The 25,296-nt window shown below is 64.4% G+C and carries 32 protein-coding genes and 1 tRNA gene; 16 read left to right on the top strand and 17 right to left on the bottom strand.

The features are described from left to right. Nucleotides 1-31 precede the first annotated feature (31 nt). Nucleotides 32-1,048 carry an adenosine deaminase gene (locus tag KTQ42_RS03765; RefSeq protein WP_217344281.1) on the bottom strand — a complete coding sequence of 339 codons (1,017 nt, stop codon included), beginning with the start codon at nt 1,046-1,048 and terminating at the stop codon, nt 32-34. A gap of 299 nt (nt 1,049-1,347) precedes the next feature. On the opposite strand from KTQ42_RS03765, the gene KTQ42_RS03760 reads away from it, so the two are divergent. Next, nucleotides 1,348-1,542 (top strand): hypothetical protein, encoded by a 195-nt coding sequence (locus tag KTQ42_RS03760; protein ID WP_217344280.1) that lies wholly within the window; start codon nt 1,348-1,350, stop codon nt 1,540-1,542. A 52-nt stretch (nt 1,543-1,594) separates the two neighbouring features. On the opposite strand, the gene KTQ42_RS03755 is transcribed toward KTQ42_RS03760, so the two are convergent. Beyond that, nucleotides 1,595-1,999, bottom strand: coding sequence for a DoxX family protein (locus tag KTQ42_RS03755; protein ID WP_217344279.1), 405 nt, complete (start codon nt 1,997-1,999; stop codon nt 1,595-1,597). A gap of 196 nt (nt 2,000-2,195) precedes the next feature. Here KTQ42_RS03755 and KTQ42_RS03750 point away from each other — a divergent pair, with 196 nt between their 5' ends. Further along, nucleotides 2,196-2,363: a hypothetical protein gene (locus KTQ42_RS03750; protein ID WP_217344278.1), complete on the top strand. Its 168-nt coding sequence runs from the start codon at nt 2,196-2,198 to the stop codon at nt 2,361-2,363. Nucleotides 2,364-2,414: 51 nt separating this feature from the next. On the opposite strand, the gene KTQ42_RS03745 is transcribed toward KTQ42_RS03750, so the two are convergent. After that, on the bottom strand, nt 2,415-2,753 hold the full coding sequence (locus tag KTQ42_RS03745) for a hypothetical protein (protein WP_217344277.1): 339 nt from the start codon (nt 2,751-2,753) through the stop codon (nt 2,415-2,417). 156 nt (nt 2,754-2,909) lie between these two features. Between KTQ42_RS03745 and KTQ42_RS03740 the strand changes: the two genes are divergently transcribed. The 9 genes from KTQ42_RS03740 to fliR all read left to right on the top strand — a co-directional run bounded on the left by KTQ42_RS03740 (nt 2,910) and on the right by fliR (nt 9,886). Next, nucleotides 2,910-2,999 (top strand) — tRNA-Ser (locus tag KTQ42_RS03740). Nucleotides 3,000-3,341: 342 nt separating this feature from the next. Further along, nucleotides 3,342-5,225: a PAS domain S-box protein gene (locus tag KTQ42_RS03735; protein ID WP_217344276.1), complete on the top strand. Its 1,884-nt coding sequence runs from the start codon at nt 3,342-3,344 to the stop codon at nt 5,223-5,225. Nucleotides 5,226-5,567: 342 nt separating this feature from the next. Further along, nucleotides 5,568-6,074, top strand: a complete 507-nt coding sequence (gene fliL, locus KTQ42_RS03730) for a flagellar basal body-associated protein FliL (RefSeq protein ID WP_217344275.1) — start codon at nt 5,568-5,570, stop codon at nt 6,072-6,074. A gap of 9 nt (nt 6,075-6,083) precedes the next feature. Next, nucleotides 6,084-7,085, top strand: a complete 1,002-nt coding sequence (fliM, locus tag KTQ42_RS03725) for a flagellar motor switch protein FliM (RefSeq protein ID WP_217344274.1) — start codon at nt 6,084-6,086, stop codon at nt 7,083-7,085. Further along, complete coding sequence (fliN, locus tag KTQ42_RS03720) at nt 7,075-7,491, top strand: flagellar motor switch protein FliN (RefSeq protein ID WP_217344273.1); 417 nt, start codon at nt 7,075-7,077, stop codon at nt 7,489-7,491. The genes fliM and fliN overlap by 11 nt, the downstream gene beginning before the upstream one ends. Next, nucleotides 7,488-8,045 carry a flagellar biosynthetic protein FliO gene (fliO, locus tag KTQ42_RS03715; protein ID WP_217344272.1) on the top strand — a complete coding sequence of 186 codons (558 nt, stop codon included), beginning with the start codon at nt 7,488-7,490 and terminating at the stop codon, nt 8,043-8,045. Before fliN ends, fliO begins: the two co-directional genes overlap by 4 nt. Next, nucleotides 8,035-8,778 carry a flagellar type III secretion system pore protein FliP gene (gene fliP / locus KTQ42_RS03710; protein WP_217344271.1) on the top strand — a complete coding sequence of 248 codons (744 nt, stop codon included), beginning with the start codon at nt 8,035-8,037 and terminating at the stop codon, nt 8,776-8,778. Before fliO ends, fliP begins: the two co-directional genes overlap by 11 nt. A 31-nt stretch (nt 8,779-8,809) precedes the next feature. Continuing rightward, complete coding sequence (gene fliQ, locus KTQ42_RS03705) at nt 8,810-9,079, top strand: flagellar biosynthesis protein FliQ (protein ID WP_194715209.1); 270 nt, start codon at nt 8,810-8,812, stop codon at nt 9,077-9,079. An 18-nt stretch (nt 9,080-9,097) separates the two neighbouring features. After that, nucleotides 9,098-9,886 carry a flagellar biosynthetic protein FliR gene (fliR, locus tag KTQ42_RS03700; protein ID WP_217344270.1) on the top strand — a complete coding sequence of 263 codons (789 nt, stop codon included), beginning with the start codon at nt 9,098-9,100 and terminating at the stop codon, nt 9,884-9,886. Between the two features lie 503 nt (nt 9,887-10,389). Here fliR and flgL read toward each other — a convergent pair. The 7 genes from flgL to flgF form a co-directional block, all read right to left on the bottom strand. Further along, nucleotides 10,390-11,604 (bottom strand): flagellar hook-associated protein FlgL, encoded by a 1,215-nt coding sequence (gene flgL / locus KTQ42_RS03695; protein ID WP_217344269.1) that lies wholly within the window; start codon nt 11,602-11,604, stop codon nt 10,390-10,392. Nucleotides 11,605-11,615: 11 nt separating this feature from the next. Further along, nucleotides 11,616-13,532 carry a flagellar hook-associated protein FlgK gene (gene flgK / locus KTQ42_RS03690; RefSeq protein ID WP_217344268.1) on the bottom strand — a complete coding sequence of 639 codons (1,917 nt, stop codon included), beginning with the start codon at nt 13,530-13,532 and terminating at the stop codon, nt 11,616-11,618. Nucleotides 13,533-13,611: 79 nt separating this feature from the next. Then, the gene (gene flgJ / locus KTQ42_RS03685; protein WP_217344267.1) at nt 13,612-14,511 is read right to left on the bottom strand and encodes a flagellar assembly peptidoglycan hydrolase FlgJ; all 900 of its coding nucleotides are present in this window, start codon (nt 14,509-14,511) and stop codon (nt 13,612-13,614) included. A 22-nt stretch (nt 14,512-14,533) separates the two neighbouring features. Beyond that, nucleotides 14,534-15,637 (bottom strand): flagellar basal body P-ring protein FlgI, encoded by a 1,104-nt coding sequence (locus KTQ42_RS03680; RefSeq protein WP_217346803.1) that lies wholly within the window; start codon nt 15,635-15,637, stop codon nt 14,534-14,536. Between the two features lie 19 nt (nt 15,638-15,656). Beyond that, nucleotides 15,657-16,331 (bottom strand): flagellar basal body L-ring protein FlgH, encoded by a 675-nt coding sequence (locus tag KTQ42_RS03675; protein ID WP_217344266.1) that lies wholly within the window; start codon nt 16,329-16,331, stop codon nt 15,657-15,659. A gap of 17 nt (nt 16,332-16,348) precedes the next feature. Then, complete coding sequence (gene flgG, locus KTQ42_RS03670; protein ID WP_217344265.1) at nt 16,349-17,131, bottom strand: flagellar basal-body rod protein FlgG; 783 nt, start codon at nt 17,129-17,131, stop codon at nt 16,349-16,351. Between the two features lie 63 nt (nt 17,132-17,194). Beyond that, a complete protein-coding gene (gene flgF / locus KTQ42_RS03665) occupies nt 17,195-17,926 on the bottom strand; it encodes a flagellar basal-body rod protein FlgF (RefSeq protein ID WP_217344264.1) in 732 nt (243 codons plus the stop codon). 88 nt (nt 17,927-18,014) lie between these two features. On the opposite strand from flgF, the gene KTQ42_RS03660 reads away from it, so the two are divergent. Further along, nucleotides 18,015-18,197 carry a hypothetical protein gene (locus KTQ42_RS03660; protein ID WP_217344263.1) on the top strand — a complete coding sequence of 61 codons (183 nt, stop codon included), beginning with the start codon at nt 18,015-18,017 and terminating at the stop codon, nt 18,195-18,197. A gap of 514 nt (nt 18,198-18,711) precedes the next feature. Here the strand turns inward: KTQ42_RS03660 and KTQ42_RS03655 are convergent. The 5 genes from KTQ42_RS03655 to KTQ42_RS03635 are packed head-to-tail and all read right to left on the bottom strand — an operon-like array spanning nt 18,712 to nt 21,879. Further along, entirely contained in the window at nt 18,712-19,002 is a 291-nt protein-coding gene (locus tag KTQ42_RS03655; RefSeq protein ID WP_217344262.1) for a hypothetical protein, read from the bottom strand. Nucleotides 19,003-19,050: 48 nt separating this feature from the next. Further along, the gene (gene flgE / locus KTQ42_RS03650; RefSeq protein WP_217344261.1) at nt 19,051-20,286 is read right to left on the bottom strand and encodes a flagellar hook protein FlgE; all 1,236 of its coding nucleotides are present in this window, start codon (nt 20,284-20,286) and stop codon (nt 19,051-19,053) included. 35 nt (nt 20,287-20,321) lie between these two features. After that, nucleotides 20,322-20,999 (bottom strand): flagellar hook assembly protein FlgD, encoded by a 678-nt coding sequence (gene flgD, locus KTQ42_RS03645; RefSeq protein WP_217344260.1) that lies wholly within the window; start codon nt 20,997-20,999, stop codon nt 20,322-20,324. Nucleotides 21,000-21,010: 11 nt separating this feature from the next. Further along, nucleotides 21,011-21,415 carry a flagellar basal body rod protein FlgC gene (flgC, locus tag KTQ42_RS03640; protein ID WP_217344259.1) on the bottom strand — a complete coding sequence of 135 codons (405 nt, stop codon included), beginning with the start codon at nt 21,413-21,415 and terminating at the stop codon, nt 21,011-21,013. Between the two features lie 11 nt (nt 21,416-21,426). Next, nucleotides 21,427-21,879, bottom strand: a complete 453-nt coding sequence (locus KTQ42_RS03635; protein WP_217344258.1) for a flagellar basal body rod protein FlgB — start codon at nt 21,877-21,879, stop codon at nt 21,427-21,429. 155 nt (nt 21,880-22,034) lie between these two features. Between KTQ42_RS03635 and flgA the strand changes: the two genes are divergently transcribed. The 3 genes from flgA (at nt 22,035) to KTQ42_RS03620 (ending at nt 23,596) form a co-directional block, all read left to right on the top strand. Further along, nucleotides 22,035-22,730: a flagellar basal body P-ring formation chaperone FlgA gene (gene flgA, locus KTQ42_RS03630; RefSeq protein WP_217344257.1), complete on the top strand. Its 696-nt coding sequence runs from the start codon at nt 22,035-22,037 to the stop codon at nt 22,728-22,730. Between the two features lie 94 nt (nt 22,731-22,824). Continuing rightward, the gene (flgM, locus tag KTQ42_RS03625; protein ID WP_217344256.1) at nt 22,825-23,127 is read left to right on the top strand and encodes a flagellar biosynthesis anti-sigma factor FlgM; all 303 of its coding nucleotides are present in this window, start codon (nt 22,825-22,827) and stop codon (nt 23,125-23,127) included. Between the two features lies 1 nt (nt 23,128). Continuing rightward, nucleotides 23,129-23,596 (top strand): flagellar protein FlgN, encoded by a 468-nt coding sequence (locus KTQ42_RS03620; RefSeq protein WP_217344255.1) that lies wholly within the window; start codon nt 23,129-23,131, stop codon nt 23,594-23,596. A 33-nt stretch (nt 23,597-23,629) separates the two neighbouring features. Here the strand turns inward: KTQ42_RS03620 and rraA are convergent, their stop codons facing one another. Then, on the bottom strand, nt 23,630-24,130 hold the full coding sequence (rraA, locus tag KTQ42_RS03615) for a ribonuclease E activity regulator RraA (RefSeq protein ID WP_217344254.1): 501 nt from the start codon (nt 24,128-24,130) through the stop codon (nt 23,630-23,632). A gap of 28 nt (nt 24,131-24,158) precedes the next feature. Continuing rightward, nucleotides 24,159-24,770 carry a ParA family protein gene (locus KTQ42_RS03610; protein WP_217344253.1) on the bottom strand — a complete coding sequence of 204 codons (612 nt, stop codon included), beginning with the start codon at nt 24,768-24,770 and terminating at the stop codon, nt 24,159-24,161. Nucleotides 24,771-24,873: 103 nt separating this feature from the next. Between KTQ42_RS03610 and KTQ42_RS03605 the strand changes: the two genes are divergently transcribed. Next, on the top strand, nt 24,874-25,290 hold the full coding sequence (locus tag KTQ42_RS03605; RefSeq protein ID WP_217344252.1) for a PaaI family thioesterase: 417 nt from the start codon (nt 24,874-24,876) through the stop codon (nt 25,288-25,290). The last annotated feature ends 6 nt before the right edge of the window (nt 25,291-25,296 follow it).

Raw genomic sequence — 25,296 nt, 5'->3', positions numbered from 1 at the left:
TCAAGCCCGGATGCGGACATGATGCGCTATTTCAAGCGGTAGCGAACCAGTCGTCGACCGCGCGCAAGTAAGCCGCCTTGGCATCCTCATCCAGGAAGGCCGCGGCGAAGCTGTTGCGCGCCAGTTGCCAGGCATGGTCGCGGGTCAGCGGCAGCGACTCGAAGAGCGCCACATAGTTGTCATTCACATAGCCGCCGAAATAGGCCGGATCGTCGGAATTGACGGTGGCCGCAATGCCGGCGTCGAGCAGTTCCAGGATGTTGTGGTCGTGGATCCTGTCGAATACCCGCAGCTTGACGTTGGACAGCGGGCAGACCGTCAGCGCGATCTGCTCGCGCGCCAGGCGCGCCGTCAGCGCCGGATCCTCCAGGCAGCGTACGCCATGGTCGATGCGCTCCACATGCAGCATGTCCAGCGCGGTGTAGATGTATTCCGGCGGCCCTTCCTCGCCCGCATGGGCGACCAGCCGCAGGCCCAGTTCACGGCAGCGCGCGAAAATGCGGGCGAACTTCTCCGGCGGATTGCCGCGCTCGGACGGATCAAGCCCGACGCCGATGAACTTGTCGCGGTGCGGCAGCGCCTCTTCCAGCGTGGCGAAGGCCGCTTCCTCCGGCAGGTGCCGCAGGAAGCACAGGATCAGCGAGGCGCTCATGCCCCATTGTTTCTTCGCGTCCGTCAGCGCGCGGTGAATGCCGCTGATGACGATCGGGAAGCCGATGCCGCGCTCGGTATGGGTCTGCGGGTCGAAGAAGATTTCGGTGTGCAGCACATTGTCGGCATGGGCCCGTTCCAGATAGGCCCAGGTCATGTCATAGAAATCGCGCTCGGTTTGCAGCACGCTGGCGCCGGCGTAATAGATGTCCAGGAAGGACTGCAGGTCGGTGAAGGCATAGGCGCGCCGCAGGTCGTCCACCGATGCATAGGGCAGCGTCACGCCATTGCGTTCGGCCAGTTCAAAGATGAGTTCGGGTTCCAGCGAGCCTTCGATATGCATATGCAGTTCGGCCTTGGGCATGCCCCGCACCAGGTCAGTCAATGCTTCAGTCATGAGATCTCCATCGGTTAACAAGCGACATGGTAAGCGCTCTGCCGGCAACTCTGCAAAACAGCCAACGCAGCCATCGCGCAGCGCTTCATTGACATCCTGAAAACAGATTCATTATCAGTTCGAAAACACCCTTATGCGCACGCGCATCGAAATGCGGAAAGCGCGCAACAAGCGATCTGTGTGGTTGATTTCGGTCAAGCATTTCCCGGGGGATCTACTTAAGATTCCCGCTGTGAGCACTGGCAGCAGCCTTCGCCGACAGCCGCTCATCCCCCCTCACTTAGTTCACGGACTTTGACATGCATACCTCGCGGGACACGGACCAGGCAATCAGCACCCTCATCGAAGCCGCGGGCATGCGCACCGCGCGCGAGCAGTATCTCTATCACCAATCCCTGCTGGCATTGGTGAGGCTGGCCAAGGCGGAACAGATGAATGAAGTGCGTGCCAACGTCGGCATGCTGATCGGCGCGCCGGCGTACGCCGCGCCCTGAAAGCCTGCCACCGGGCTGGCGGCAGGTAAACCATGCAAGTCATGCCGCCGGTTCAGTTCCACCGCCCCGAAATGCCGCCCATGCTGTAGCGGCCGGCGCCGAGCAGCGCCACGGCCAGCGCGGTAAAGAAGTAGAAGCCCTGCAGTTCCAGCGCCCAGCCACCGGTTTTACCCATCGTGAAGAACTGCGCGCCGTGCGCCAGCGCAACCGCCACGATCATGTTGATCGCGACAATGACGGCCCCCAGCCGCGCCCAGATGCCGAACAGGATCATCAGCGGCGCAATCACCTCGCCCACGTAGACCAGAAACGCCAGCGCTGCCGGCAGCCCGGCCTTGGTCAGCATGCCCATGATCGGGTCGACGCCGGTGATGAGCTTGGAAACGCCATGGAACAGGATCAGGATAGCCAGCGTGGCGCGCAGCACCAGCTTGCCGAGGTCGTCATTGGTTTGCATCGTCATCCTTCCGTCAAGAGGCCCTCATGGCCATTAAGGGTTTCGGGTGGTTGAAAACAGTGCGCAGGCGAAGCCGGCATGGCGACGTTGGCTGTACCGTCTGCTTGCGCCGGTTGCTGCCTTGCGCGGTCATCGAACTATATGACAGCGCCCGTATCTTAACCTGCGTACGAATCATTAACATTTGGAGAGCGCAATGCAGAAACCGATCACGCACATGCCAACCGAAGCCGATGTCGGCAGCGGCGAGAAAGGCCCGGGAGAAAAGGAAACCGACGAAATGATCAAGCAGGTAGGCGACAAGGTGGAAGAAACCCGCCGCCAGACGGAACAGCCAAAGGACCAGTCTGCCTCGGCAGGCTAGATCGGTAAGCGGATGCGCGGCCGGAACGCTTGCCCGCCACGCATCCCCGGCTTACCGTGCCGCGCCGCCCGAACCGGGCGCGGCTTTCGGATGATCGCCATGCATGCCGCGGTGATGCGCCCGGCCGCCGTGATGATGGCCCTTGCCGCCATGCATATGGCCATGTTCGCCGCGCATGCCGTCTGCTGCGTCACCCCGCATGCGCTGCTGCATGGTCGGCGCGGTGGACGAGGCCTGGCCGCTGCGCAAGGCCTCGGCGCGGCGCTCGACCTCGGCGACTTTGGCCGGATCCGTGCTTTCCGTAATCGTGCTCTGCGGCGACTGCGCCAGAGCGGCGCCGGTTGCAAACAGCATGGGCAATACCATCAACGTGATTTTCCGCATTTTCATGATGACCTCTCCTGATGTTAGGTAGGATTGGGTAGCAAAAATTGCAATTAGTTCCGGCAACGGCAACCCTGCGCGGCTGGGCTTGAACGCCATTGCACGCCGCCATCAATTTTATTGCGGCACATTGTCGCTGTGGCATAATGCCGGCTTCCCAGGGGAAGCGTGGCCGAGTGGTTGAAGGCACCAGTCTTGAAAACTGGCGACGGGGTAACCCGTTCGTGAGTTCGAATCTCACCGCTTCCGCCAAATTTCCCCCCTTCCTTCTTTAGCCACGACAAGCGCCTTTTCTGGCTTCCCCTTTAATGGGTCGTGAGCAGACCAAAATTCCGACCGATAACTTGTGGCCTTTGCCTGCAGGAAGCGCGCATCTTTGCTACAACCCTTGCATGAGCCCGTTCTAAGCAAAGCTTCCGGATTTTTTCTCCCATCAGCCGCTACACCTGTCTCGGCCGCGGAGCATGAAAAATGGCCGCGAACGAGCCAAAAAGAGTTGTTGCACCAGGAAAACAAAGAAGGTATCTGCCTTCCCAGCAAGTTTCCTGTGCGCATTACATGGCAGAATGTCGCTTTGTATTCCAGAGCCGTACCATGCCCGCTGCACCTTTGCCTGCCAATGAGGCGCCGCGCCTCGACGCCCTGCGTTCCACCGCCCTGCTGGATTCCGCTCCCGAACCGGCATTCGACCGCATCACCCGGCTGGTGGCCCGTGCGCTCGATGTGCCGATAGCGCTGATCAGCCTCGTGGATGAAAAGCGGCAGTGGTTCAAGTCGCGAGTGGGAGTGCAAGCAATGCAGATGCCACGCGAACAGGCTTTTTGCGCTCACGCCATCCTTGAAACAGAGCCATTGGTGGTGCCGGATGCGACTGCGGATGCACGTTTTGCGGATAACCCCCTGGTCACCGGCGCACCCGACATCCGCGCCTATGCGGGGGTGCCGATCAGAACCAGGAATGGCCAGGCAATCGGCACGCTTTGCGCACTTGACAGCCAGCCTCGATGCTTCACGCAGGAAGAAGTGGACACGCTGTCCGATCTTGCCGCCCTCGTGATGAAACACATTCAGATGCGCGAGGCTGTGGAGCTCAGCAGGCTGGAAGTGGACCGCTCCGATGCCGCATTGCGGGCCAATGCCGCCCAGTTCGAAGAGATGTTCGATCTCGCCTCGGTAGGCATTGCGCAGGTGGCGCCGGACGGTGGCTGGCTCAACGTCAATCAGGCGCTGTGCCGGATTGTCGGTTATTCGTCCGATGAACTGCAGCTCTTGACCTTTCAGGACATCACCCATCCGGATGACCTCCATGCCGACCTTGATCTGATGCAGCAGCTGGGAGCCGGGCAGATCAGCCAGTACCAGATTGAAAAGCGGTATCGACACAAGGATGGGCATTACCTCTGGATTGACCTCAACGTCACCAGGAAATCCGGCGAGGACGGCCGCCTGGAATATTTCATCTCCATCATCCAGGACATCGATGCGCGCAAGCAGACCGAGTTTGCCCTGGCGGCCTTGCGACGCAACCTGGAAGAGACGGTGCGGCAGCGAACGGAGGAAGTGCTTGGCCGCGAAGCCGAACTGCGCATGGTGATCGAAAATACTTACGACGCCTATGTCAGCACGGACGAGGAAGGCCGGGTCATTACCTGGAACCAGCAGGCCGAATCGACCTTCGGCTGGTCCGCCGCGGAAGCCATTGGCCAGCCGCTTGAAGATCTCATCATCCCCGAGGAGATGCGTGAACGGCACAGGCAGGGAATGGCGCGTTATCTTGAAACCCGCGTCAAGACCGCCCTCGACAAGCGTCTGGAGCTGACGGCGCAGCGCAAGGATGGCACGCCCCTGACAGTCGAACTCTGCGCCACGGCGCTGCACATGCACGACCGCACGATGTTCAGCGCCTTCCTGCATGACATCACCCAGCGCAAGGCCATGGAGGCGGAGCGCGAGCGGGAAGCCAGGCATGATGCCCTGACCGGGCTGCTGAACCGTCGCGCCTTCATGGAGCTGCTTCCCCAGGCGATGGCGCGGGCTGACCGCAGCGGCAAGCCGCTCGCCCTGCTGTTCCTGGATCTGGATGGCTTCAAGGCAGTCAATGACACCCTTGGACACGAGGCCGGGGATGCATTGCTCAGGCATGCAGGCACCATGCTGCTGCAAAGCGTCAGGCAAACCGATAGCGTGGTGCGGCTGGCAGGCGATGAATTCGTGGTGGTGCTGGAAAACCTGAGTGCCAGTGCGGCTGATGGGCACATCGTGGCTGAAAAGATTCTGGCTGCAGTAAGCGCTCCGCTGCTTCTGCCACAGGGGCAGGCGCGGGTCAGCGCCAGTATCGGCATCGCTGTCTACGCACCCGGTTCCGGACAGGCGCCGTCCGCACTGATCAATGAGGCGGACGGCTGGATGTACCAGGCCAAGCAGGCGGGCAAGAGCCTGGTGTTGCCGCGTTGGGCAAGCCGCCTGGAGATGCATTGACCGCAGCACCATCGCCTGCGGACGCCGGTCGGTACGCTAGTGGATTTTGCGCTGGCGGATTGTGCTGTCGCGTCGCCAGTGCCTCGGCGCCATCAAGCAAGCCTGCCTCGCCTGCAGCGAAACGGGGCTACATGAATGGCCACCCCCATGCCAAAGGCATCAGCGCAGGCAATTGCGGCCTGCATCGGGGTGCCTGCCTTGCGGTTTGCGCAATAACAAATCCATAACCACGTCCTTCCAAGCCACGATATGCGTACCTAACCCCCTCTTAATCTCCGCATTCCCTTACCCCGATCTTCCCGATAATTGCAGCAACCCGAATTGCATAGTCAAGGAACGCAGATGGCCACATCCAAAGCCGCCGCCAAGCCCGCACAGGCGGAAGGCGGCGCCAAATCCAAATCCAAGCTGTTCATCATCATAGGCGCAGCAGTCGTGCTGCTCGGCGCCGGCGGTGGCAGCGCCTGGTACTTCCTCGGCCACAAGACCGAGGCCCACGCGGAGCCGGCGCATGCCAAGCCGGCGCCGGGCGCGCCGCCGGTATTTGCCCAGATGGATCCGTTTACCGTGAACCTGCAGGCCGACGGCGGCGAGCAGTTCCTGCAGACCGCCTTCACGCTGCAGGTGGGCAGCCAGGCCGACGTCGATGCGATCAAGCTCTATCTGCCGCAGGTGCGCAGCCGGGTGCTGCTGCTGCTGTCGTCCAAGCGCGGCGCGGAAATCTCGACCGTGGAAGGCAAGAAAAAGCTGGCCGAGGAAATCATCGCCCAGCTGAAGCAACCCTTTTCGCCGGGCGCGCAGCCGCTGAACGTGTCGGACGTATTCTTCACCGCCTTCGTGATCCAGTAACCCAGAGCCATGGCCGAAAATTTTCTGTCGCAGGATGAAGTCGACGCCCTTCTGAAGGGCGTCAGCGGAGACATCGACGAAAGCACCACCCAGGTCGACACCTCCAGCGTCCGGCCGTACAACCTGGCGACCCAGGAACGTATCGTGCGCGGCCGCATGCCGACGCTGGAAATCATCAACGAGCGCTTTGCGCGCTTGCTGCGCATCGGCCTGTTCAACTTCCTGCATCGCAGCGCCGAGGTGTCGATCGGCCCGGTGCGGGTGTCGAAGTACAGCGAGTTCATCCGCAACCTGGTGGTGCCGACCAACCTGAACCTGGTCCACATGAAGCCGCTGCGCGGCACCGCGCTGATGGTGCTCGACCCCAACCTGGTGTTCCTGATGGTGGACAACCTGTTCGGCGGCGACGGCCGCTTCCATACCAGGGTGGAAGGCCGCGACTTCACGCAGACCGAGCAGCGCATCATCCAGCGCATTCTGAACATCGTCTTCGAGTCCTATGCCAAGTCGTGGGAGCCGGTGTACCCGGTGGAGTTCGAGTACATCCGTTCGGAGATGAACACCCAGTTCACCAATATCGCCACGCCCAATGAAGTGGTGGTGGCCACCACCTTCACCGTGGAGCTGGGCCCGGTCAGCGGCGAGATGCACTTCTGCATGCCCTATTCCATGATCGAGCCGATCCGCGACCTCCTTACCAGCAGCCTGCAGGGCGAGACGCTGGAAGTGGACAAGCGCTGGATTCGCCTGATGACGCAGCAGATCCAGGGCGCGGAAGTCGAGCTGGTGGTCGACCTGGGCCAGGCCCGCACCACGCTGGGCGCCATCCTCAACATGAAAGCCGGCGACGTGATTCCCTTCAATCTCACGCCGACCGTGGAAGCCAAGGTCGACGGCGTGCCGGTGATGGAATGCTCGTATGGCAAAATCAATGGCCAGTACGCACTACGCGTCGAGCGCATGATCAACAGTTCGCATGAAGCGATACCAGGAGATGACAATGTCCAATGACCCCAATACCCAGATCATTGCCGAAGACGACTGGGGCGCAGCCATTGCCGAACAGGCGCAGGCGGAGGAAAACGCCCTGCGCGCTCAGGCAGCCAGCGCCACGATCTTCCAGGAGTTTTCCGGCGCCGGCACGCGCAATACCCACAACGACATCGACTTCATCCTCGACATCCCGGTGCAGCTCACCGTGGAACTGGGACGCACCAAGATCGCCATCAAGAACTTGCTGCAACTGGCGCAGGGCTCGGTGGTGGAACTGGACGGCCTGGCCGGCGAGCCGATGGATGTGCTGGTCAACGGCTGCCTGATCGCACAGGGCGAAGTGGTGGTGGTCAATGACAAGTTCGGCATCCGCCTGACCGACATCATTACCCCGTCCGAACGCATCCGCAAGCTCAACAAATGAGGCTGACCCACGCGCTGATCCTGTCGCTGGCGCTGGCCGCCGGTTCGGCTGTGGCCGAGGAAGCGGCAACGCCGGCACCGGCGGCCGAGGCTGCCCAGCCGGCCCAGGCGCAGCCTCAGGCGCCCGCCCCGGTTGCTTCGCCAGCGCCAGCGGCGGCCGCAGCTCCGCCCACCGGCGCGCAAGCGCCAGCGGCGGCCACCGTGACCAGCGCGCCCTCCTCCGCCGGCAGCCTGCTGCAGGTAATATTCGGCCTGATCGTCGTGCTGGGCCTGCTGGCCGGCGCATTGTGGGTGCTGAAGCGGGTGGGCGGCGGCAGGCTGGCTGGCGGATCGGTGGTGAAGATCGTCGGCGGCGTATCGGTCGGCAATCGCGAACGGGTCATGGTGGTGGAAGTGGCCGACCAGTGGATCGTGATCGGCGTGGCACCCGGCCAGGTCAGCAAGCTGGCCGACATGCCGCGCCAGGAACAGCAGCAAGGCGGCGCGGCACTGACCGGCGCCCCCAATTTCAGCGCATGGCTGAAGCAGACAATCGAGAAACGCAATGCAAACTAAGTGGGCCGCGCGCGGCCTGGTCATCGGCGCGGCGCTGTTGCCGCTGTGCGCCATCGCGCAGGGCCTGCCGGCGCTGACCTCCACCCCCACCGCCAACGGCGGCCAGAACTACACCCTCAGCCTGCAGACCATGCTGTTGCTGACCGGGCTGACTTTCATCCCGGCCGCGCTGCTGATGATGACCAGCTTCACCCGCATCATCATCGTGCTGTCGCTGCTGCGTCAGGCGCTGGGCACCCAGACCGCGCCGCCCAACCAGGTGATGGTGGGCCTGGCGCTGTTCCTGTCGCTGTTCGTGATGGGGCCGGTGCTGGACAAGATCTATGCGAATGCCTATCTGCCGCTGTCGGAAAACAAGATCACGATGCAGCAGGCGCTCGATACCGGCGCCGGGCCGCTGAAGGACTTCATGATGAAGCAGACCCGGCAGTCCGACCTGGCGCTGTACGTGAAGCTGTCGGGCAATGCGCAGCTGCAGGGCCCGGAAGACGTGCCGCTGCGGATCCTGGTGCCGGCATTCATCACCAGCGAGCTCAAGACCGCGTTCCAGATCAGCTTCGCCATCTTCATCCCCTTCCTGATCATCGACATGGTGGTGGCCAGCGTGCTGATGTCGATGGGCATGATGATGGTGTCGCCGGCCATCGTGTCGCTGCCGTTCAAGCTGATGCTGTTCGTGCTGGTGGACGGCTGGCAGCTTTTGATCGGCTCGCTGGCGCAGAGCTTTTACTGATGGCGCAAGCCAGGCAACAAGGAAACAAGCAATGACTCCCGAAAGCGTAATGTCCCTGGGCCGCCATGCGATGGAGGTCACCCTGATGGTGGCCGCACCCATGCTGCTGGTGGCGTTGATCATCGGCCTGGTGGTCAGCATCTTCCAGGCCGCCACCCAGATCAATGAAGCGACGCTATCCTTCATTCCCAAGCTGATCGGCATCTTCGTGGCGCTGGTAGTGGCCGGCCCCTGGATGCTGTCGGTGATGCTGGACTACATGCGCCAGATGCTGACCGGCATACCCGGCATGGTGGGCTGAGCGAGCGCAGCCAGTTGCATGATCACCATCAACAGCCTGGACATCAATGCGCTGATTGCCAGCTTTCTGTGGCCGTTCACCCGCATCATGGGACTGCTGGCGATTGCGCCGCTGTTTGGCAACCGCAGCATACCGGCCCGCATCAAGGTGGCCCTGGGCCTGCTGCTGTCGGCGATCGTCGCGCCCACCGTCGGCGCGCTGCCGCAGATGGACCCGATGTCCATGACCGGCGTGCTGGTGCTGGCGCAGCAGTTCATCATCGGCATTGCCATGGGTTTTGCAATGCGCATCGTGTTTACTGCCGTGGAGCTGGCCGGCGAGCTGTGCGGCATGACCATGGGCCTGGGCTTTGCCACCTTCTTCGATCCGCAGTCGGCGGGCCGTTCTTCCGCGATCAGCCAGTACCTGTCCCTGATCACGCTGATGGTGTATCTCGCCGCCAATCTGCATTTGGTGGTCCTGTCGACGCTGGTGGACAGCTTCTCCACCATGCCTGTCACGGCCATGCCGATGGGCGGCGACCTGTTCCGCCAGCTGGCCGGCTGGGGCGGCCGCATCTTCAGTGCCGGCGTGCAGCTGGCGCTGCCGGTGGTGGCGGGCCTGTTGATCACCAATATCGCGCTGGGCATCCTGACCCGCGCCGCGCCGCAGCTCAACCTGTTCGGCGTCGGCTTTCCGGTGACCCTGACGGTCGGTTTCCTGATGCTGGCGCTGACGCTGCCCTATCTCGCGGTGCCGCTGGAGCGGCTGTTTGCAGACGGCTTCGCGATGATGCGGCAACTGACAGCCGGGTTGCCGAGAATTTGATGACGGGTTGGCGGGTTCTGCATCCCGAAGGTGGCATGGGGCGCATGGCGAATTTCAGCCGGCTGGCGATGTCGCCGGCCTCTTTGCTAACGGCTGCTTCAGGCTGTGATCGTTCTCATCAGTGCGGTTACGCTTGGTAAGGCCTTGGCCTTCCCGTTTTGCGACCATGGTGCAATGCCCTTCGGGTATTGCACCCTACAGAGGCGGCTGCTCCCTGGAACGCAGAAACTGCAGTCCGTAGGGCGCAATACCCCGAAAGGGCATTGCGCGATGGGTCGATCGGGAAAGCCGGCCGATAAGGCCTTCCCGGTTTGCAAGCGCGGTGCAACGCCCTTCGGGTATGGCGCCCTACAAAAAGGTGGACGTCGCTTGTGCTCTTGCTGTTGTTGTTGAAGTGGCCGCTGCAGTGCCGCGCTCAACAAGCTTGAACTGCCACTGCAACCGATAACCCTCTTGACCAGCCGCGTGGTCGAGACGCCTTCCAGTTGCCGGACAACGCCGCATCACAGGAAATTAAACAGCGACAGCCCCGACACCTTCGCAAAACTCTGCTGCGCGGCCTGCAGCTGCATCTGCTTCTGGGTCAGGTCCGTCACTGCCTTGACATAGTCCACATCCTGAATGTCCGACAGCTGCTCCGCATACTGCAGGTCGCGGGCGCTGCCGGCGTCGTCCAGGGTGTCGAGTTCCTGCAGCCGCGAGCCGACCGAGGCGCGCACCGACAGCACGTTGTTCAGCGCATTGTCGATGTTCTGCCCGGCCACGCCGAGGTCGTAGGTGAATTGCTTGCGCTCGACATCCGTGGTGACGGGCGCTTCCAGCGCGGCGATCAGCTTGTCCAGGGTCTTGAACATGCTCTGCGTACGTGCCGGCTTGATGCTCAGCGCGTCGTTGGTCACGGGCGTGCCCGAGACCGTCATTTCCAGGCCGGCGGCATCGATGGTCTGCGGGCTCGCGTAAGGGCCGCTTGCCAGCGGCGTGGCCTTGAGCGGGTCCTTCGTGGTGTCGTACACCGAATAGGTTGGCGCGCCGCCAGCGTCGGCGCCGAAAACCACTTCATACTGATGGCCGGGCGCCGCCTGGCTCGCGTCCTTGATCGTGATGTTCGACAGCGCCGCGCTGCCGGTGCCATTGCTGGTGCTGGAGAAGACCGCGCTGGCCGGCACGTTCATGAAGATGTTGTCGCCACTGTCGCCGGCCGGCATCTGGCGCGAGGTGCCTACCTGCAGCATCTTCTGGCCATTGTCGCCGGCATAGCTGACCGTGCTGCCGTTGCTGTTGAACGGCTGGGCATTGTCATTGAAGCCGGCAAACAGGTAGTTGCCGACGCCGTCGCGGCTGTTGGCCAGGCTGGTCAGCTCCGACAGCCGGCTGCGCAGTTCGCCAGCGATGAACTTGCGCGAGGTGTCGTCCAGCGTGCCGCTGCCTGCCGCGACGACCTGCGAGCGCACGTCCTGCAGCAGGCTGGTAACGTTTTGCAGCGCACCCTCCTGCATCGACAGCGCGCCGCGGGCGCTGTTGCGGTTCTCGGTGTACTGCGTATTCATTGCCTGGCTCTGGGTCAGATCCAGCGCCTTGGCCGCGCCGAGCGGATCATCGGCCGGCGACAGCAGGCGCTTGCCGCTGGCGATCTGCTGCTGGACCTTGGCCAGCGAAGACTGGGTATCGCCAATGCGGCTGACGTTCGATTCATACAGGCTGTTGGTGCTGATGCGCATGGCTTTTCTCCTTAGCGGCCCAGTGACAGCAACACGTCGAACATGTCGCTGGCGGTCTTCATGACCTTGCCGGCGGCCTGGTAGGCCTGCTGGTAGCGCAGCAGGTTGGCGGCTTCCTCGTCCAGGTTCACGCCCGACTCGGCCTGCTGCGAGCTGACAGCCGAGGCCCGCAACTGCTCGGCCGCGGCGCTGGTGGAGGCGAGTTCGCGGGTCTTGTTACCGACCTGGCTGACCAGTTGCGAATAGGCGCCCTGGAAGCTGGTGGACGCGCCATCGGTGGTATTGGCCGACTGCAGCGCGGCCAGCGCCAGCGCGTTGCGGTTGTCGCCCGATCCCTTGCTGCCGGTGCCCACGGTGAAACTGTCGCCGCTGGCCGGCACGCCGCTGATCTGCAGCTTCCAGCCGTTGTAGCTGATGTCCTCGCCGGCCTTGAAGGCTACGCCGGTGGCCGGCAGTCCCGGGCCGGTGCCGGTGACATCGAACGTGTTGGCGGAGGTGAAGGTAATGCTGACCGGCTGCGCCAGGCTGGCGCCGGCGGCCGTGACCGTAGGTGCGCTGATGCTGCCGGTGCCGCTGTTGCCGCCGGCGGCGGCCGAGGCCAGGGGCGAGCCCAGCGCAATCGCCGCCTTGTCGGCGATCTTCACATTGATGCCGTTGCGCAGCGAGGCGCCGTCGGCGGTGGGACGCACCAGGAACTCGTCGCCCGCCGTGAGCGGGCCGGAGACGCCGAAGCTCACGCCATCGAGCACCATGGGCGAGCCGTCGGACGGGCCCGGGAACGGCTGGCCATCGGACAGCCGCACTACCTTGTAGCCCGGCGGCGTGCCGGCAGCGGTGACCTGCACCTTGTAGTCGCTGGTGGTCAGCGCCGACGGATCGACGATGGCCGCGCTGGCGGTGGCGGCCTGGTCGCCGTTCCTGCTGCTGGGCGACACCACGGGCGCCGCCACATTGAAGAACGCCGCGCCGGGATTGCCATTGGCATCCTGCCCCAGCATATGCTGCGCATTGAAGGACGAGGCCAGCGTGATCGCGATCCGGCCCAGCGCATTCTGCGCCTGGTCCAGGGTCTTGCTGCGAAACTCCAGCATGCCGCCCAGCTTGCCGCCGGACAGGCTTTCATCCGACAGCAGCACTGTGCCGTTCACGGTCTGGTAGGCCACCATCGGCCGGTTGGGGTCGGTCGGCGACTGGGCCATCGACAGGTCATAGGTCTTGGTGCCCACCACCAGCGGCTGGCCGCTGCCTATCATGACGTTATAGGTGGCGCCCTGCTTGACCACGCTGACCTTGATTTCCCTGGACAGCTCCGAGATCGCCTGGTCGCGCTGGTCGAGCAGGTCATTGGGCGTGCTGCCGCCACTGCTGGTGGCCTTTTCGATGGCGTCGTTGAGCTTGCCGATCTGCTGGGCATACACATTGATGGCGTCCACGCTGGAACGCATCTCCGTGGTCACGCCCTGGCGCAGTTCGCCGAGCTGCGCATCCATGCTCTGGAAGCGCCCCACCAGGGTGTTGGCCGACGACAGCATGGACTGGCGCGCCGCACCTGAACTGGGGTCGGCGCCGGCGGCCTGCAGGCTGGAGAAGAAGTCCTGCAATACCGGCGTCAGGCCGGCCTTGCTGTCGGCCAGCATGTTGTTGACCTGCTGGACCTGGGCGTAATAGCTGCTGAGCTGCGTGCTGGCGGTCTGGGTCGACAGCACCTGGGTATTCAGGAACTCGCTATAGACCCGGCGCACCGCCGTGACTTCGGTGCCCTTGCCGATGAAGCCGTAGCCGGCATCCTGGCCATTGACTGCGCCCTGCACCAACACCTGGCGGTTGTAGCCGGGCGTGGAGGCGTTGGCGATATTGTGTCCGGTCGTGACCAGGCCCGCCTGGGCCGCGGAGAGCGCGCTTTGACCGACGTTGAGTATGCTGGACATGCTGGTCCTTCCTTGTCTCTATGGCACTGTCTACGGCGTCCGGGCGGAAAACTTTAGCGCCTGAAAAAATCAGGCGCCATCAGGCCGACAGTGACTGCTTGATGATGCGCGACAGCTTGGCCGCGTAATTCGGATCGGTGGCATAGCCGGCGCGCTGCAGGCCCTCGGCAAAGCTGCTGGCATCCTGGCTGTTGGCGATGACGTTCTGGTAGCGCGGATTGTTCTTCAGCAGGCTGGCGTAATCGCGGAACGAATCGGCATAGGAGTCATAGGCGCGGAATTTCTCCATGCGCTTCTGCGGCACGCCATTGACATATTCCGTGGTGGCGACCTCGACCGTCTTGCCGGTCCAGTTGGCGCCGGCCTTGATGCCGAACAGGTTGTGGCTGTTGCTGCCGTCGGCGCCGCGGATCTCGCGCTTGCCCCAGCCGGTTTCCAGCGCAGCCTGACCCAGCATGAACTTGGCAGGTATGCCGGTGCTGCGGCTGGCTTCGTTGGCATGCTCGGCCAGCTTGTCCTGGAAGGCCTGCACATGGCCGGGCCGCGGCGGATACTGGCGCGCGCTCGACATCTCCAGCGGCGTGGGTCCGTCCGGCGGCGTGGCCGACAGGCCGGTCTGCCCTGCTGCCGTGGCCGATGCGGCCGCACCGGCAGGCGCGGCGCCATCGGCGCCGGGCGCCACGCCGGCATTGTTGGAAAGCTGGCGCATCAGCGCGTCGGCCAGCCCCATGCCGCGCTTGGCGAAGTTGTCGCTGATCTTCTGGTCCAGCATCGAGGTGTACATCCGGCTCTGCTGGCTGTCGAACGGGCTGTCCTGCGGCGTGGCGTCGCGCATGGACTTCATCACCATGTTCATGAACAGCGATTCGAACTGCTGGGCCGCGGCGCGCAGCGCTTCCGGCGAGTCCTGCTTGCCGGCGCGACGCAGCGCCGGCAGGTCGGCGCCGTCGCTGGTGATGCGGGGATTCTGGCTGATCATGCGCTGGCCCGTCCTTGGTTCGTCAAATGATTTCCAGTTCGGCCCGCAGCGAGCCCGAGGCTTTCATTGCCTGCAGGATGGCCAGCAGGTCCTGCGGCGAGGCACCGATCGCATTCAGCGCCTTGACCACGTCGGCCAGCGAGGCCGCCTGCTTCAGCAGCACCACCTGGCCAGGGTCCTTCTTGATCTCGATTGCGGAGTTCTGCACCACCACGGTCTGGCCGTTCGACAGCGGCGCCGGCTGGCTGGGCGTGTTCTCGGTATTGATGATCACCGACAGGTTGCCATGCGATACCGCGCAAGTGTCCAGCGTGACCGACTGGTTCATCACCACCGAGCCGGTGCGGGCATTCAGGATCACCTTGGCCGCGACCTGGGCCGGCGTCACGCTCAGGCTTTCCAGCGCGCCGAGAAAGGCCACGCGCTCGTCGCTGCCGGCAGGCGTGCGCACCCGGATCACGCGGCCATCCTGGGCCGAAGCGGTATCGGCGCCGAAGCGGCGGTTGACCGCTTCCACCACCCGGCTGGCGGTGGAAAAGTCGCTGTCGTTGAGCTCCAGCGTGACCATGTTGTTCTGGCCCAGTGAATTGGCGACTGCCCGCTCCACCGTGGCGCCGCTGGAAATGCGGCCCACGCTCAGGTGATTGACCTGGGCCTTGCTGCCATTGGCCGCCGCGCCGACGCCGCCGACCAGCACATTGCCCTGGGCCATGCCATAGATCTGGCCGTCGGCACCCTTCAGCGGCGTCATCAGCAGCGTGCCGCCGCGCAGGCTCTTGGCATTGCCCATCGACGACACCGTCACGTCCAGCATCTGGCCGGGCTGGGCAAATGCCGGCAGCGAGGTGGTGACCATCACCGCGGCCACGTTCTTCAACTGCAGCTGGCCGGTCGGCGGCAGGTTCACGCCCATCTGCTGCAGCATGCTGACCACGCTCTGCACGGTGAAGGGCGTCTGCGTGGTCTGGTCGCCGCTGCCGTCCAGGCCCACCACCAGGCCATAGCCGATCAGCTGGTTCTGGCGCACGCCGCCGATGCTGGCCAGGTCTTTCAGGCGTTCGGCCTGCGCGCCGGCGCTGCCGGCGATGAGGGCGCCGCACAGCAGCGCCTTGAGGAAGAGTGTCATCTGCATGGCGGGCATCCGGTCAGAACGGCATCACGCTGAGGAAGAAGCGGCCCAGCTGGGAAGCCACTTCCACCGGGTCGATGCGGGTATTGCTGCGGTATTCGAGGCGGGCGTCGGCGACCTGGGTCGACGCGACCTGGTTGCCGTTGAGGATGGTGTCCGGGTTCACGGTGCCCGAGAAGCGGATGTACTCGGCGCCCTTGTCGAACGCCACCTGCTTCTCGCCGCTGACGGCCAGGTAGCCATTGGGCAGGACTTCGCTGACGGTCACGGCCAGCGTGCCGGTGAAGGTGTTGCTGGAGTTGGAGGCTTCCTTGTCCTCGAACTTGTTGGCGCCCTTCGCATCCACGCCCATGCGGCCGGTCACGGCGGTGTTCAGGCCAAGCAGCTTGCCGACCGAGAAGCTGCTGCTGCCGGTCTTGCTGCCGCTGTCGGTGCCGGTCTTGCCGGCGCTGGTCTTCTCGTTGATGACGATGGTCAGCGCATCGCCCACATGGCGGGCGCGCCGGTCCTCGAACAGGGGCCGGTAGCTGGCGGTCTGGAAGATCGCGCCATTGGCCGGCGCGGGCACGGCGACCGGCTGCGCACGCGCGCTGGTCGGGCGCTGCACGATGGAATCCGGCACGGTATTGCAGGCGCACAGCAGCAGCGCCGGCACGGCGGCGCGGGCGAGGAAGGAAAGGACGTTGTTCATGGCTGGACGATGGCGCTTCAGAGCTGGGTCAGCTTCTGCAGCATCTGGTCGGAAGTGGTGATCGCCTTGCTGTTGATCTCATAGGCGCGCTGGGTCTGGATCATGTTGACCAGTTCCTCGGCCACATTGACGTTGGAGGTTTCCACATAGCCCTGCGTGACCATGCCGGCGCCGTTGGTACCCGGGGTATTGGTGCTCGGGTTGCCGGAAGCGGTGGTCTCGACATACAGGTTCTCGCCGCGGCTTTCCAGGCCGGCCGCATTGATGAAGGTCGCCAGTTGCAGCTGGCCGACCTGAGTCGCGCTGGCGCTGCCGGGCTGGGTCACCGACACCGTGCCGTCGCGACCGATGGAGATGCTCTGGGCATTGGCCGGGATGGTGATCGCAGGCTGGATCACGAAGCCGCTCGAGGTCACCATCTGGCCCTGGTTATCGACCTGGAAGGAGCCGTCGCGGGTATAGGCGGTGGTACCGTCGGGCATCAGCACCTGGAAGAAGCCGTTGCCCTGGATTGCCAGGTCCTTGTCATTGGAGGTCTGCTGCAGATTGCCCTGGGTGAAGATGCGCTCGGTGGCGACGGTGCGCACGCCGGTGCCGACCTGGAGGCCCGACGGCAGCTGGGTCTGCTGCGAGGTCTGGGCGCCGGGCTGGCGCAGGTTCTGGTACAGCAGGTCTTCGAATACGGCACGCGAGCGCTTGAAGCCGCTGGTGCTGACATTGGCCAGGTTGTTGGCGATGGTGTCCATCTGCGTCTGCTGGGCATCCAGGCCGGTCTTGGCTATCCAGAGGGATCGAATCATGACTAACTCCGTCGCGGCGTGGCCGCTTCTTGTGGGCTAGTCTTTATTGTCTTGCAGAAACCCTTAATTCAAAGCGAGGAGTTGACTGGCTTTTGTCTCGTTACTCTCGGCGTTCTTCATCAGGTTCATTTGCATTTCGAACTGGCGGGCCAGGCTGATCATGTTGACCATGGCATCGACGGTATTGACATTGCTGCCTTCCAGCGCGCCGCCGATGATGTTGACTGCCGCATCGGCATCGGCCGCGCTGCCATCCCTGGTGCGGAACAGCCCGTCGCTGCCGCGCGTCAGGTTGTTTTCCGCCGGGTTGACCAGCTTGATGCGGCCCAGCACGGTGGGCGGCTGGTTGGCCGCCATGCCGGTGATGGTGCCGTCCTTGGCGATGGCGATGCGGGTATCGGGCGGGATGCTGATCGGGCCGGCATCGCCCAGCACCGCGTCGCCGCGCTGGGTGAGCAGCTGGCCGTTCTCGGACAGCTTCAGGCTGCCATGGCGGGTATAGGCTTCCGCGCCATCGGCGGTCTGCACCGCCAGCCAGCCCTTGCCCTGGACGGCGACGTCGAGTTCGCGCGCGGTCTGCTGGATCGGGCCGGGGCTGAAGTCGGTGGCGACGGTGGCATCGACCACGAAGGCGCGGGTGGGGAGTTCATTGCCGACGACCGGGACGGCGCGGAAGGCGTCGACCTGGGCGCGAAAGCCGGTGGTGGTGGCGTTGGCAAGGTTGTTGGAGTTGTTGGCCTGCTGTTCCAGGATGTGTTTTGCGCCGGTCATGGCGGTGTAGATCAGGCGGTCCATTTCGTTCCTTTCAACGCTTCGTTTGGGGCGGTGCGGCTGATGCCTGGCGCGCCCTGCATGTATCGCTTGTAGCCCCGCGCAGCGACAGTTGCAGTTGCAGTTGCAGTTGCAGTTGCAGTTGCAGTTGCAGTTGCAGTTGCAGTTGCAGTTGCAGTTGCAGTTGCAGTTGCAGTTGCAGTTGCCGTTGCCGTTCAGTCCCGTTGAGCGCGCCGTGTCAGCGGTGCCCGGAGCGGATAAGGTGCGGCGTCTGTCTGAGCGAAGCGCAGCGTAGCGAGTTTAGCCGCGCCCCGCTCCGGGTACCGCTGACACGGGGACCCTGCGTCAGCAGGGCGCGATCACCGGGTCGCCTTTTTTTGGTTACTTTTTTTGGCGAAGCAAAAAAAGTGACCCGGCCGCCGGGACGGACTCCCGGCTTGTCTCCACGGCAGTGCAATCGCATTGCGTCACCCGGCAAGGCACGGGCAGCACTGTCGGTGTTGACGTTCGACGTGGTTCGAGCAAGACCCTTAACGTCTAAGGCAACTGCTACTTCGCAGTGACGTCTTCACGCCTGGTGAAACAACCCCACTGCACTGCCGTCATGACCAGGCCGGGTGTTCGCCCCGGCAGGCGACCTGCTTCTTTTGCTTCGCCAAAAGAAGTAGGCAAGAAAAGGCGACCCGGTGATCGCGCCCCGCTGCGCGGGGTGCCCGTGCCGTCGATGCCGGAAGCGGGGCGCGGCTAAACTCGCTGCGCTGCGCTGCGCTCAAACAGACGCCGCACCTTATCCGCTTCCGGCATCGCCGTCACGGCGCGCTCAACGGGACTTTACCTGCCACTTCAAAAGCAACTGCAACTTCAACTGCAACTTCAACTTCAACTTCAACTTCAACTTCAACTTCAACTTCAACTTCAACTTCAACTTCAACTGCAACTGCAACTTCAACTGTCGCTACACGTACTTCAAATGCAACCGCAACCGCTTTCGTAGCGTGCAATACCCGAAGGGCATTGCACCGCGTTCGCAGACCGGGATAGTTCCTGTCGGCCTGCTTCCTTGATCGACGAATGGTGGAATGCCCCTTCGGGTATTCCACCCTACGCGCCTACCTCGACAGCAGCCGCGGCTGCCGCCGCCCTCCCCCTTACCTCAGATTCACCAGCGTCTGCATGACCTGATCCTGCGTCTTCACCGTCTGCGCATTGGCCTGATACACCCGCTGCGCAGTGATCATGTTCACCAGCTCAGCCGTCAGGTCCACATTCGAATCCTCCACCGCCGACGCCTGCAGCGTGCCGAAGGTGCCGCTCGACGGGGTCCCCACCAGCGGCACGCCGGAGCCCGTGGTCTCGGCCCAGACGTTGTTGCCCAAGGGTTGCAGGCCGTTGACGTTGGTGAAGTTGGCCAGCACTACCTGGCCCAGCGTCGATGACTTGCCGTTGCTGTAGCGGCCGGTGATGATGCCGTCGGCGCCGGTGTTGAAGCCGGTCAGGCGGCCGGAGGTATAGCCATCCTGCGACAGCGCATTGACGATGAAGGACGAGCCGTACTGGGTGCTGCCGGTGTAGTCCACCTTGGTCACGATGTCGGAGGCGCCGGTGGCGGTGGCCGGGATGGTCACCGAGAACGGCATGGCGTCCTTCGACGCCTGCGTCAGCGCGCCGTCGGGACCGAAGGCGAGCGAGGCGATCTTGCCGCCGGCCGGCGAGGTCAGCACCTTGTCGTCGGCCACGCCGTACACATCCCAGGCGCCGGAGCCGGTCTTGACGAAGAAGCTCTGCATCACATGCGAGTTGCCCAGGCTGTCGAAGACCGAGATGGAGGTCGCGTTGTTGTAAGTGGTCGGGTCGGCCGGATTGAACGGCGTGTTGGATGGCGCCGTGAGGCCCGAATCCAGGTTCACCACTTCCTTGACCAGCTTGGTGACCGAAGGCGGCAGGTCGGCCGTGTTGATCTGCAGCTTGCCCGGCGCGCCGGTCGAGAGCACGCCGGCGGCGTTGGCGCTGTAGCCGGTCAGGTTGGCGCCGGTGGCATTGACGATGTAACCGGACTTGTCCAGCTCGAACTGGCCGTTCCGGGCGTAGGTCACGGTGCCGTTGGTGTCCATGCGGAAGAAGCCGGCGCCGTTGATGGCGATGTCCAGCGCATTGTTGGACGCGGTGATGTTGCCCTGGCTGAACTGCTGCTGCACCTTGGAGAGCTTGGTGCCGATGCCCACCTGCGAGGCGCCGCCGCCGGACAGCGAGGTGGCATACACGTCGGCGAACTGCGCCTGTGATGCCTTGAAGCCCACGGTGCTGGAATTCGAGACGTTGTTGCCGATGACTTCGAGACTCTTGGACGCGGCGTTCAGACCGCTCAGACCTTGCTGGAAACTCATGTTCTTCTCCGTTTGCTATGGGTTGGCGGGTGCCGTCAAATGATTTCGCGCACGTCGGCCATGGTGGCCGAGCCGCCGTTGGTCAGGTTGAGCTTGACGCCGGAGGCGCCGGTCGAGACGCTGCCCACCTGCCCGAAGGCTAGCGTGCCGGCCTTGATCGCCGAGCCGGCGCTGCTGGCGGTGACGTCGAAGCTGTACTGGCCGTTGGCGGCGGTGGCGCCGCTGTCGGTCTTGCCGTCCCATGCCAGCGGCAGCGTGCCGGCCGCCTGCTGGCCGAGCTCGATCTTGTGGATCGCCTTGCCGGCGCCGTCGCGGATGGTGACGGTGACCTTGTCGGCCGCTGCCGGCAGGTCGATGCCCAGCACGGCCTTGCCGTCGGCCAGCGTGGCGCTGCTGCCCGGCACCAGCACGCCGTGACCGATCAGGCTGGTGGCCTGCATGGTCTGGCTGGCCTGGTAGCTGCTCTGCATGCTGGACATGCTGGCATTGAGCTTCTCGATGCCGGTCACGGTGGAGAGCTGCGCCATTTGGCTGGTGACCTGGGCGTTGTCCATCGGGTTCAGCGGATCCTGGTTCTTCATCTGCGTGATCAGCAGCTTCATGAAGCGGTCCTGGGTGCCGGCGATGCCCTCGGCGCTGTTGGCGCTGGCCTTGGACGGGTTCATCGCATTGAGCAGCGCCGGGGAAACGGTGTTGTCGTTGATCGTGGTCATGCCGGGTTCCTTTACTGACCGATGGTCAGGGTTTTCAGCAGCAGGGTCTTGGCTGCATTCATCGTTTCCACATTGGTCTGGTAGGAACGGGTGGCGGAAATCATGTTGACCATTTCCTCCACCACGTTCACGTTAGGCATCTGCACGTAACCCTTGTCGTCGGCCTGCGGATGCGACGGGTTGTAGACGGTGCGCGCCGGCGCGGTGTCCTCGACCACCTGCTGCACCTTGACCGAGGTCGAGCCGGGCGTGGCGCCCTCCACCGCCTCGAACACCACCTGCTTGGCACGGTAGGGCTGGCCGGTGGCGCTGGTGGCGCTGTCGGCATTGGCCAGGTTGGACGCCACGGTGTTGAGCCGGTGCCCCTGGGCGCTCATGGCCGAGCCGGCCACGTTGAAGATATTGAACAGCGACATGGCCTTTTCCCTTAACCCTGGATCGCGGTCAGCAGGTTCTTGATCTGGCTGCTGATCATCGTGATGCTGGCTTCATAGCGCAGCGCGTTGTTGGTGAACTGGTTGCGCTCGACTTCCATGTCCACCGTATTGCCATCCACCCCACCCTGCACGCCGGTGCGGTACAGCAGCGACGGCGCGCCGGCGACCAGGGTCGCGCCATTGCCGCCCGTTGCGCCCTGATGGCCGGCTGCGGTGCGGGCCAGGCCGGGCGCCGGCGCCGCCGGTGCGGCCGGTGCGGCCGGTGCGGCCGGATTGCCGCGGCCTACCGCGCCCTGCAGGGCTTGCGCGAAATCGAAGTCGCGGGCCTTGTAGTTGGGCGTGTCGGCATTGGCGATATTCGAAGCCAGAACCTGCTGGCGCTGGGCGCCGAGCTTCAGCGCCGCTTCATGAAAGGCCAGCGCCTGATCCAGTTTTCCTATCATTTCCGCTCCTGATGGTGGAATTGCATGCTGTGCATGGTAAATAAGCGGCGAGACTATCCATCGGGCAATAAAGGCGGCAAATCGCGGCCTGTTTGCCGCTTTGCCGCAAGCGCCGCGCCTTACCATGCAGGCTGGAATAAAACTCGGGTCAGACCATGAAACCTCAGTACAGCGCCCTGGCGCTTCTCGTCCTTGCCGGCGCCGCCAGCGCGCAGACCGCACCGGCGCGGCAGGACCACGCCGTGTTGCGCCAGACGGTCAGCCAGTTCCTGACGGTGCAGGCAGGCGGCCTGCCGGGCCAGATCACGGTCACGGTCGGCGCCATCGACCCGCGCCTGAACCTGGCCGCCTGCGCCGCGCCGGAAGCCTTCCTGCCCAATGGCGCCCGCGCCTGGGGCAAGACCTCGGTCGGCGTGCGCTGCGTGGCGCCCTCGCCCTGGACGGTCTACATCCCGGCGATGGTGCAGGTGCAGGGCGAATACCTGGCGGCGGCGGTGCCGCTGGCGCAGGGCCAGACCATAGGACCGAATGACGTCGCCAGAGTCAGCGGCGACCTGACCGCGCTGCCGCCGGGCATCGTTACCGAACAGGCGCAGGCGGTCGGCCATACCGTGGCCCGCTCGGTCGCGGTCGGCGCGCCGCTGCGCCAGGATGCGCTGCGCAGCCAGCAGGCGGTGGCGCAGGGCCAGGTGGTGCGCCTGGTATCCTCCGGGCCGGGATTCAAGGTGACCGCCGACGGCCGCGCGCTGGCCAATGGCAGCGACGGCCAGGTGGTGCAGGTCAAGACCCAGAACGGCCAGGTGGTGTCGGGCGTGGCGCGTGCCGGCGGCACGGTTGAAGTGACTTTTTAACTTGTTGTCGAAAAGAGGGTTAAAGTTTTTGCCAGACGCGCCGTAAAGCAGACATGGCAGAGGAATGTCCCCTCGAAACGACTAAGGAAACGTCATGAAAATCAATGACTCCGGCTCCATCAAGAAGCCCGCCGCGACCAGCGTGGCCGCAACCCAGACCGGCGCCAGCAAGGGCGCCGACAAAGCCGCCGCCACCGCCGCGGCTACCGACAACGTGCGCCTGTCCAGCCAGGCCAAGGCGCTCTCCTCCACGTCGTCCTCTGGCGTCTTCGATGCCAAGAAGGTCGAAGAGATCAAGGCCGCCATTGCCAATGGCACTTTCCAGGTCGACGCCAGCAAGGTCGCCGACGGCCTGATCGATTCGGTCAAGGACCTGATGAATCAGAAACGGAAATAGCATGACGCCAGCGCAGCACGGCCCCGCCGCCCTCATCGCCACTGAACTCGAACTCGCCCGCCAGCTGCAGGAATGCCTGCAGCAGGAGCAGGCCGAACTGGTGCGGGCCGACGTGGCTGCGCTGGCGCAAACGGCCGGGCGCAAGACCGGCCTGGTCGATCAGATGAACCTGCTGGCCCAGTCGCGCATGCAGGCTGTCGCCGCCGCCGGCCATGCAGGCGCCGAAGCCGGCATGCTGGCCTGGCTGGCCGCGCAGGATGAAGCGGTGCGCGCCGACTGGCAGGCGCTGCTGGCAGCAGCCGCATCAGGCAAGGAACTCAACCGCACCAACGGCCTGCTGATCCACCAGCACCTGAGCCGCAACCAGGCCGGCCTGCAGGCGCTGCGCGGCGGCGGCCAGCCGGCGGTGTATGGCCGCGACGGCCAGCAGAATGTCCGCACTGCAGGCCGCAGCTTCGTCGCCGGCTGATCCGGCAGGCCGCGCAGGCGGCCCGGCAAGGCCTTAGCCCTTGCCCAATGCCGTCCTGGACACCAGCACCCCATCCGCATCCGCATGGATCCAGTCGCCCGGCCGCACCGCCACGCCGGCGATGACGACCTGCAGTTCCTTGTCGCCCGCGCCCTTGCGCACGCTGCGCTGCGGATGCAGCGCCAGCGCGCGGATGCCGATATCGCAGGCATTGAGCTCGGCCGAATCGCGCACGCAGCCATGCACGACGATGCCGGCCCAGCCATTCCTTTCCGCCAGCACGCCCAGGTTGCCGCCCACCAGCGCGCAGCGCAGGCTGCCGCCGCCGTCCACCACCAGCACCCGGCCATTGCCCGGCGTTTCCAGCGTGGCGCGCACCAGCACGTTGTCTTCGAATACCTTCAGCGTGGCGGCCTGGCCGGAAAAGGCGGCGCGCCGGCCGAGCGCGATGAAGACCGGCGGCAGCACGGTCAGGCTGCCGTCGGCGATCAGGTTTTCATTGGCGTCGCACAGGTCGCAGGTGGAAAAGTCCATAAGAGCTCCGGTTGATGAGGAAAGTCGTTCAGCAATCTATCCAGTCCAGCAGCGGCTGCCATTGCGCAATGTCGCGCTCGACCCGGGCCGGCGCCGCATCCCACAGTGTGGCGCCCAGCGCAGCCAGCTGCACGTAGTTCTGCGTCTCGCGCAGATAGCCCAGCACCGGCATGCCCAGCTGGCCGACATAGTGGGCCAGCTGGTCGGCGGCGCGGGTGCGCGGATTGACCCGCATGCCGATGATGCCGACCTGCAGGCTGCCGCGCCGGCTTGCCAGGCGCTGCAGGAAGGCCTCGGTGGCGAGGATGTCGAACATCGACGGCTGCAGCGGCACCAGCAGGCGGTCGGCCACCCGCAGCGCCCGCTCCAGTTGCGGCCCGGCCATGCCGGCCGGGGTATCCAGCACCAGATGGGTGACGCCGCGCGGCGGCCGGGCCACCCGGTCCGGGCCGATGTCCCATGGCGCGATGGCCGGCAGGCCCGCCGGCCGCAATGCCAGCCAGGCACGCGAGGACTGCTGGCTGTCGAGGTCGCCCAGCATCACCTTGTGCCCTTTCCGGGCAAGGCAGCCCGCAAGATTGGTGGCCAGCGTGCTCTTGCCGACGCCGCCCTTGGGATTCGCAATGACGATGACGGGCACGGCATTCTCCTCGTTTTCTCTTGGGCGCCTGAGCGATGAAAGGCTGCATGGACAGGAAATTTTCGTGCAAGAATAGCACGCCCTATTCTGACCGGAGCCCGCCATGCAGCACACGCCCGAGCATTTCAATTCCATCCAGAACGGCACCCTGCCCGGCGTGCTCGGACTGCAGGTCACTGCGGTCGGCGCCGACGGCGTACGTGCCACCATGGCCATCACGCCGGCCCACATGGCGCCCAACGGCTTCCTGCATGCCGCCTCCATCGTGACCCTGGCCGACACCTGCTGCGGCTATGGCTGCATGTCGCAACTGCCGCAGGGCGCAAGCGGCTTCACCACCGTCGAGCTCAAGAGCAATCACCTCGGCACCGCGCTGGAAGGCAGCATCGAATGCCATGCCCGGCCAGTGCACCTGGGCCGCACCACCCAGGTCTGGGACGCCACCGTCAGCGTCGCCGGCAGCGGCAAGACGATCGCGCTGTTCCGCTGCACGCAGATGGTGCTGTGGCCCAAGGCATGAATCGCA

Origin of the sequence: Noviherbaspirillum sp. L7-7A (genome assembly GCF_019052805.1) — a bacterium.
GTDB lineage: Bacteria > Pseudomonadota > Gammaproteobacteria > Burkholderiales > Burkholderiaceae_D > Noviherbaspirillum_A.
The sequence above is the reverse complement of the archived record's forward strand: the minus strand, read 5'-3'. Positions and strand labels throughout refer to the sequence as shown.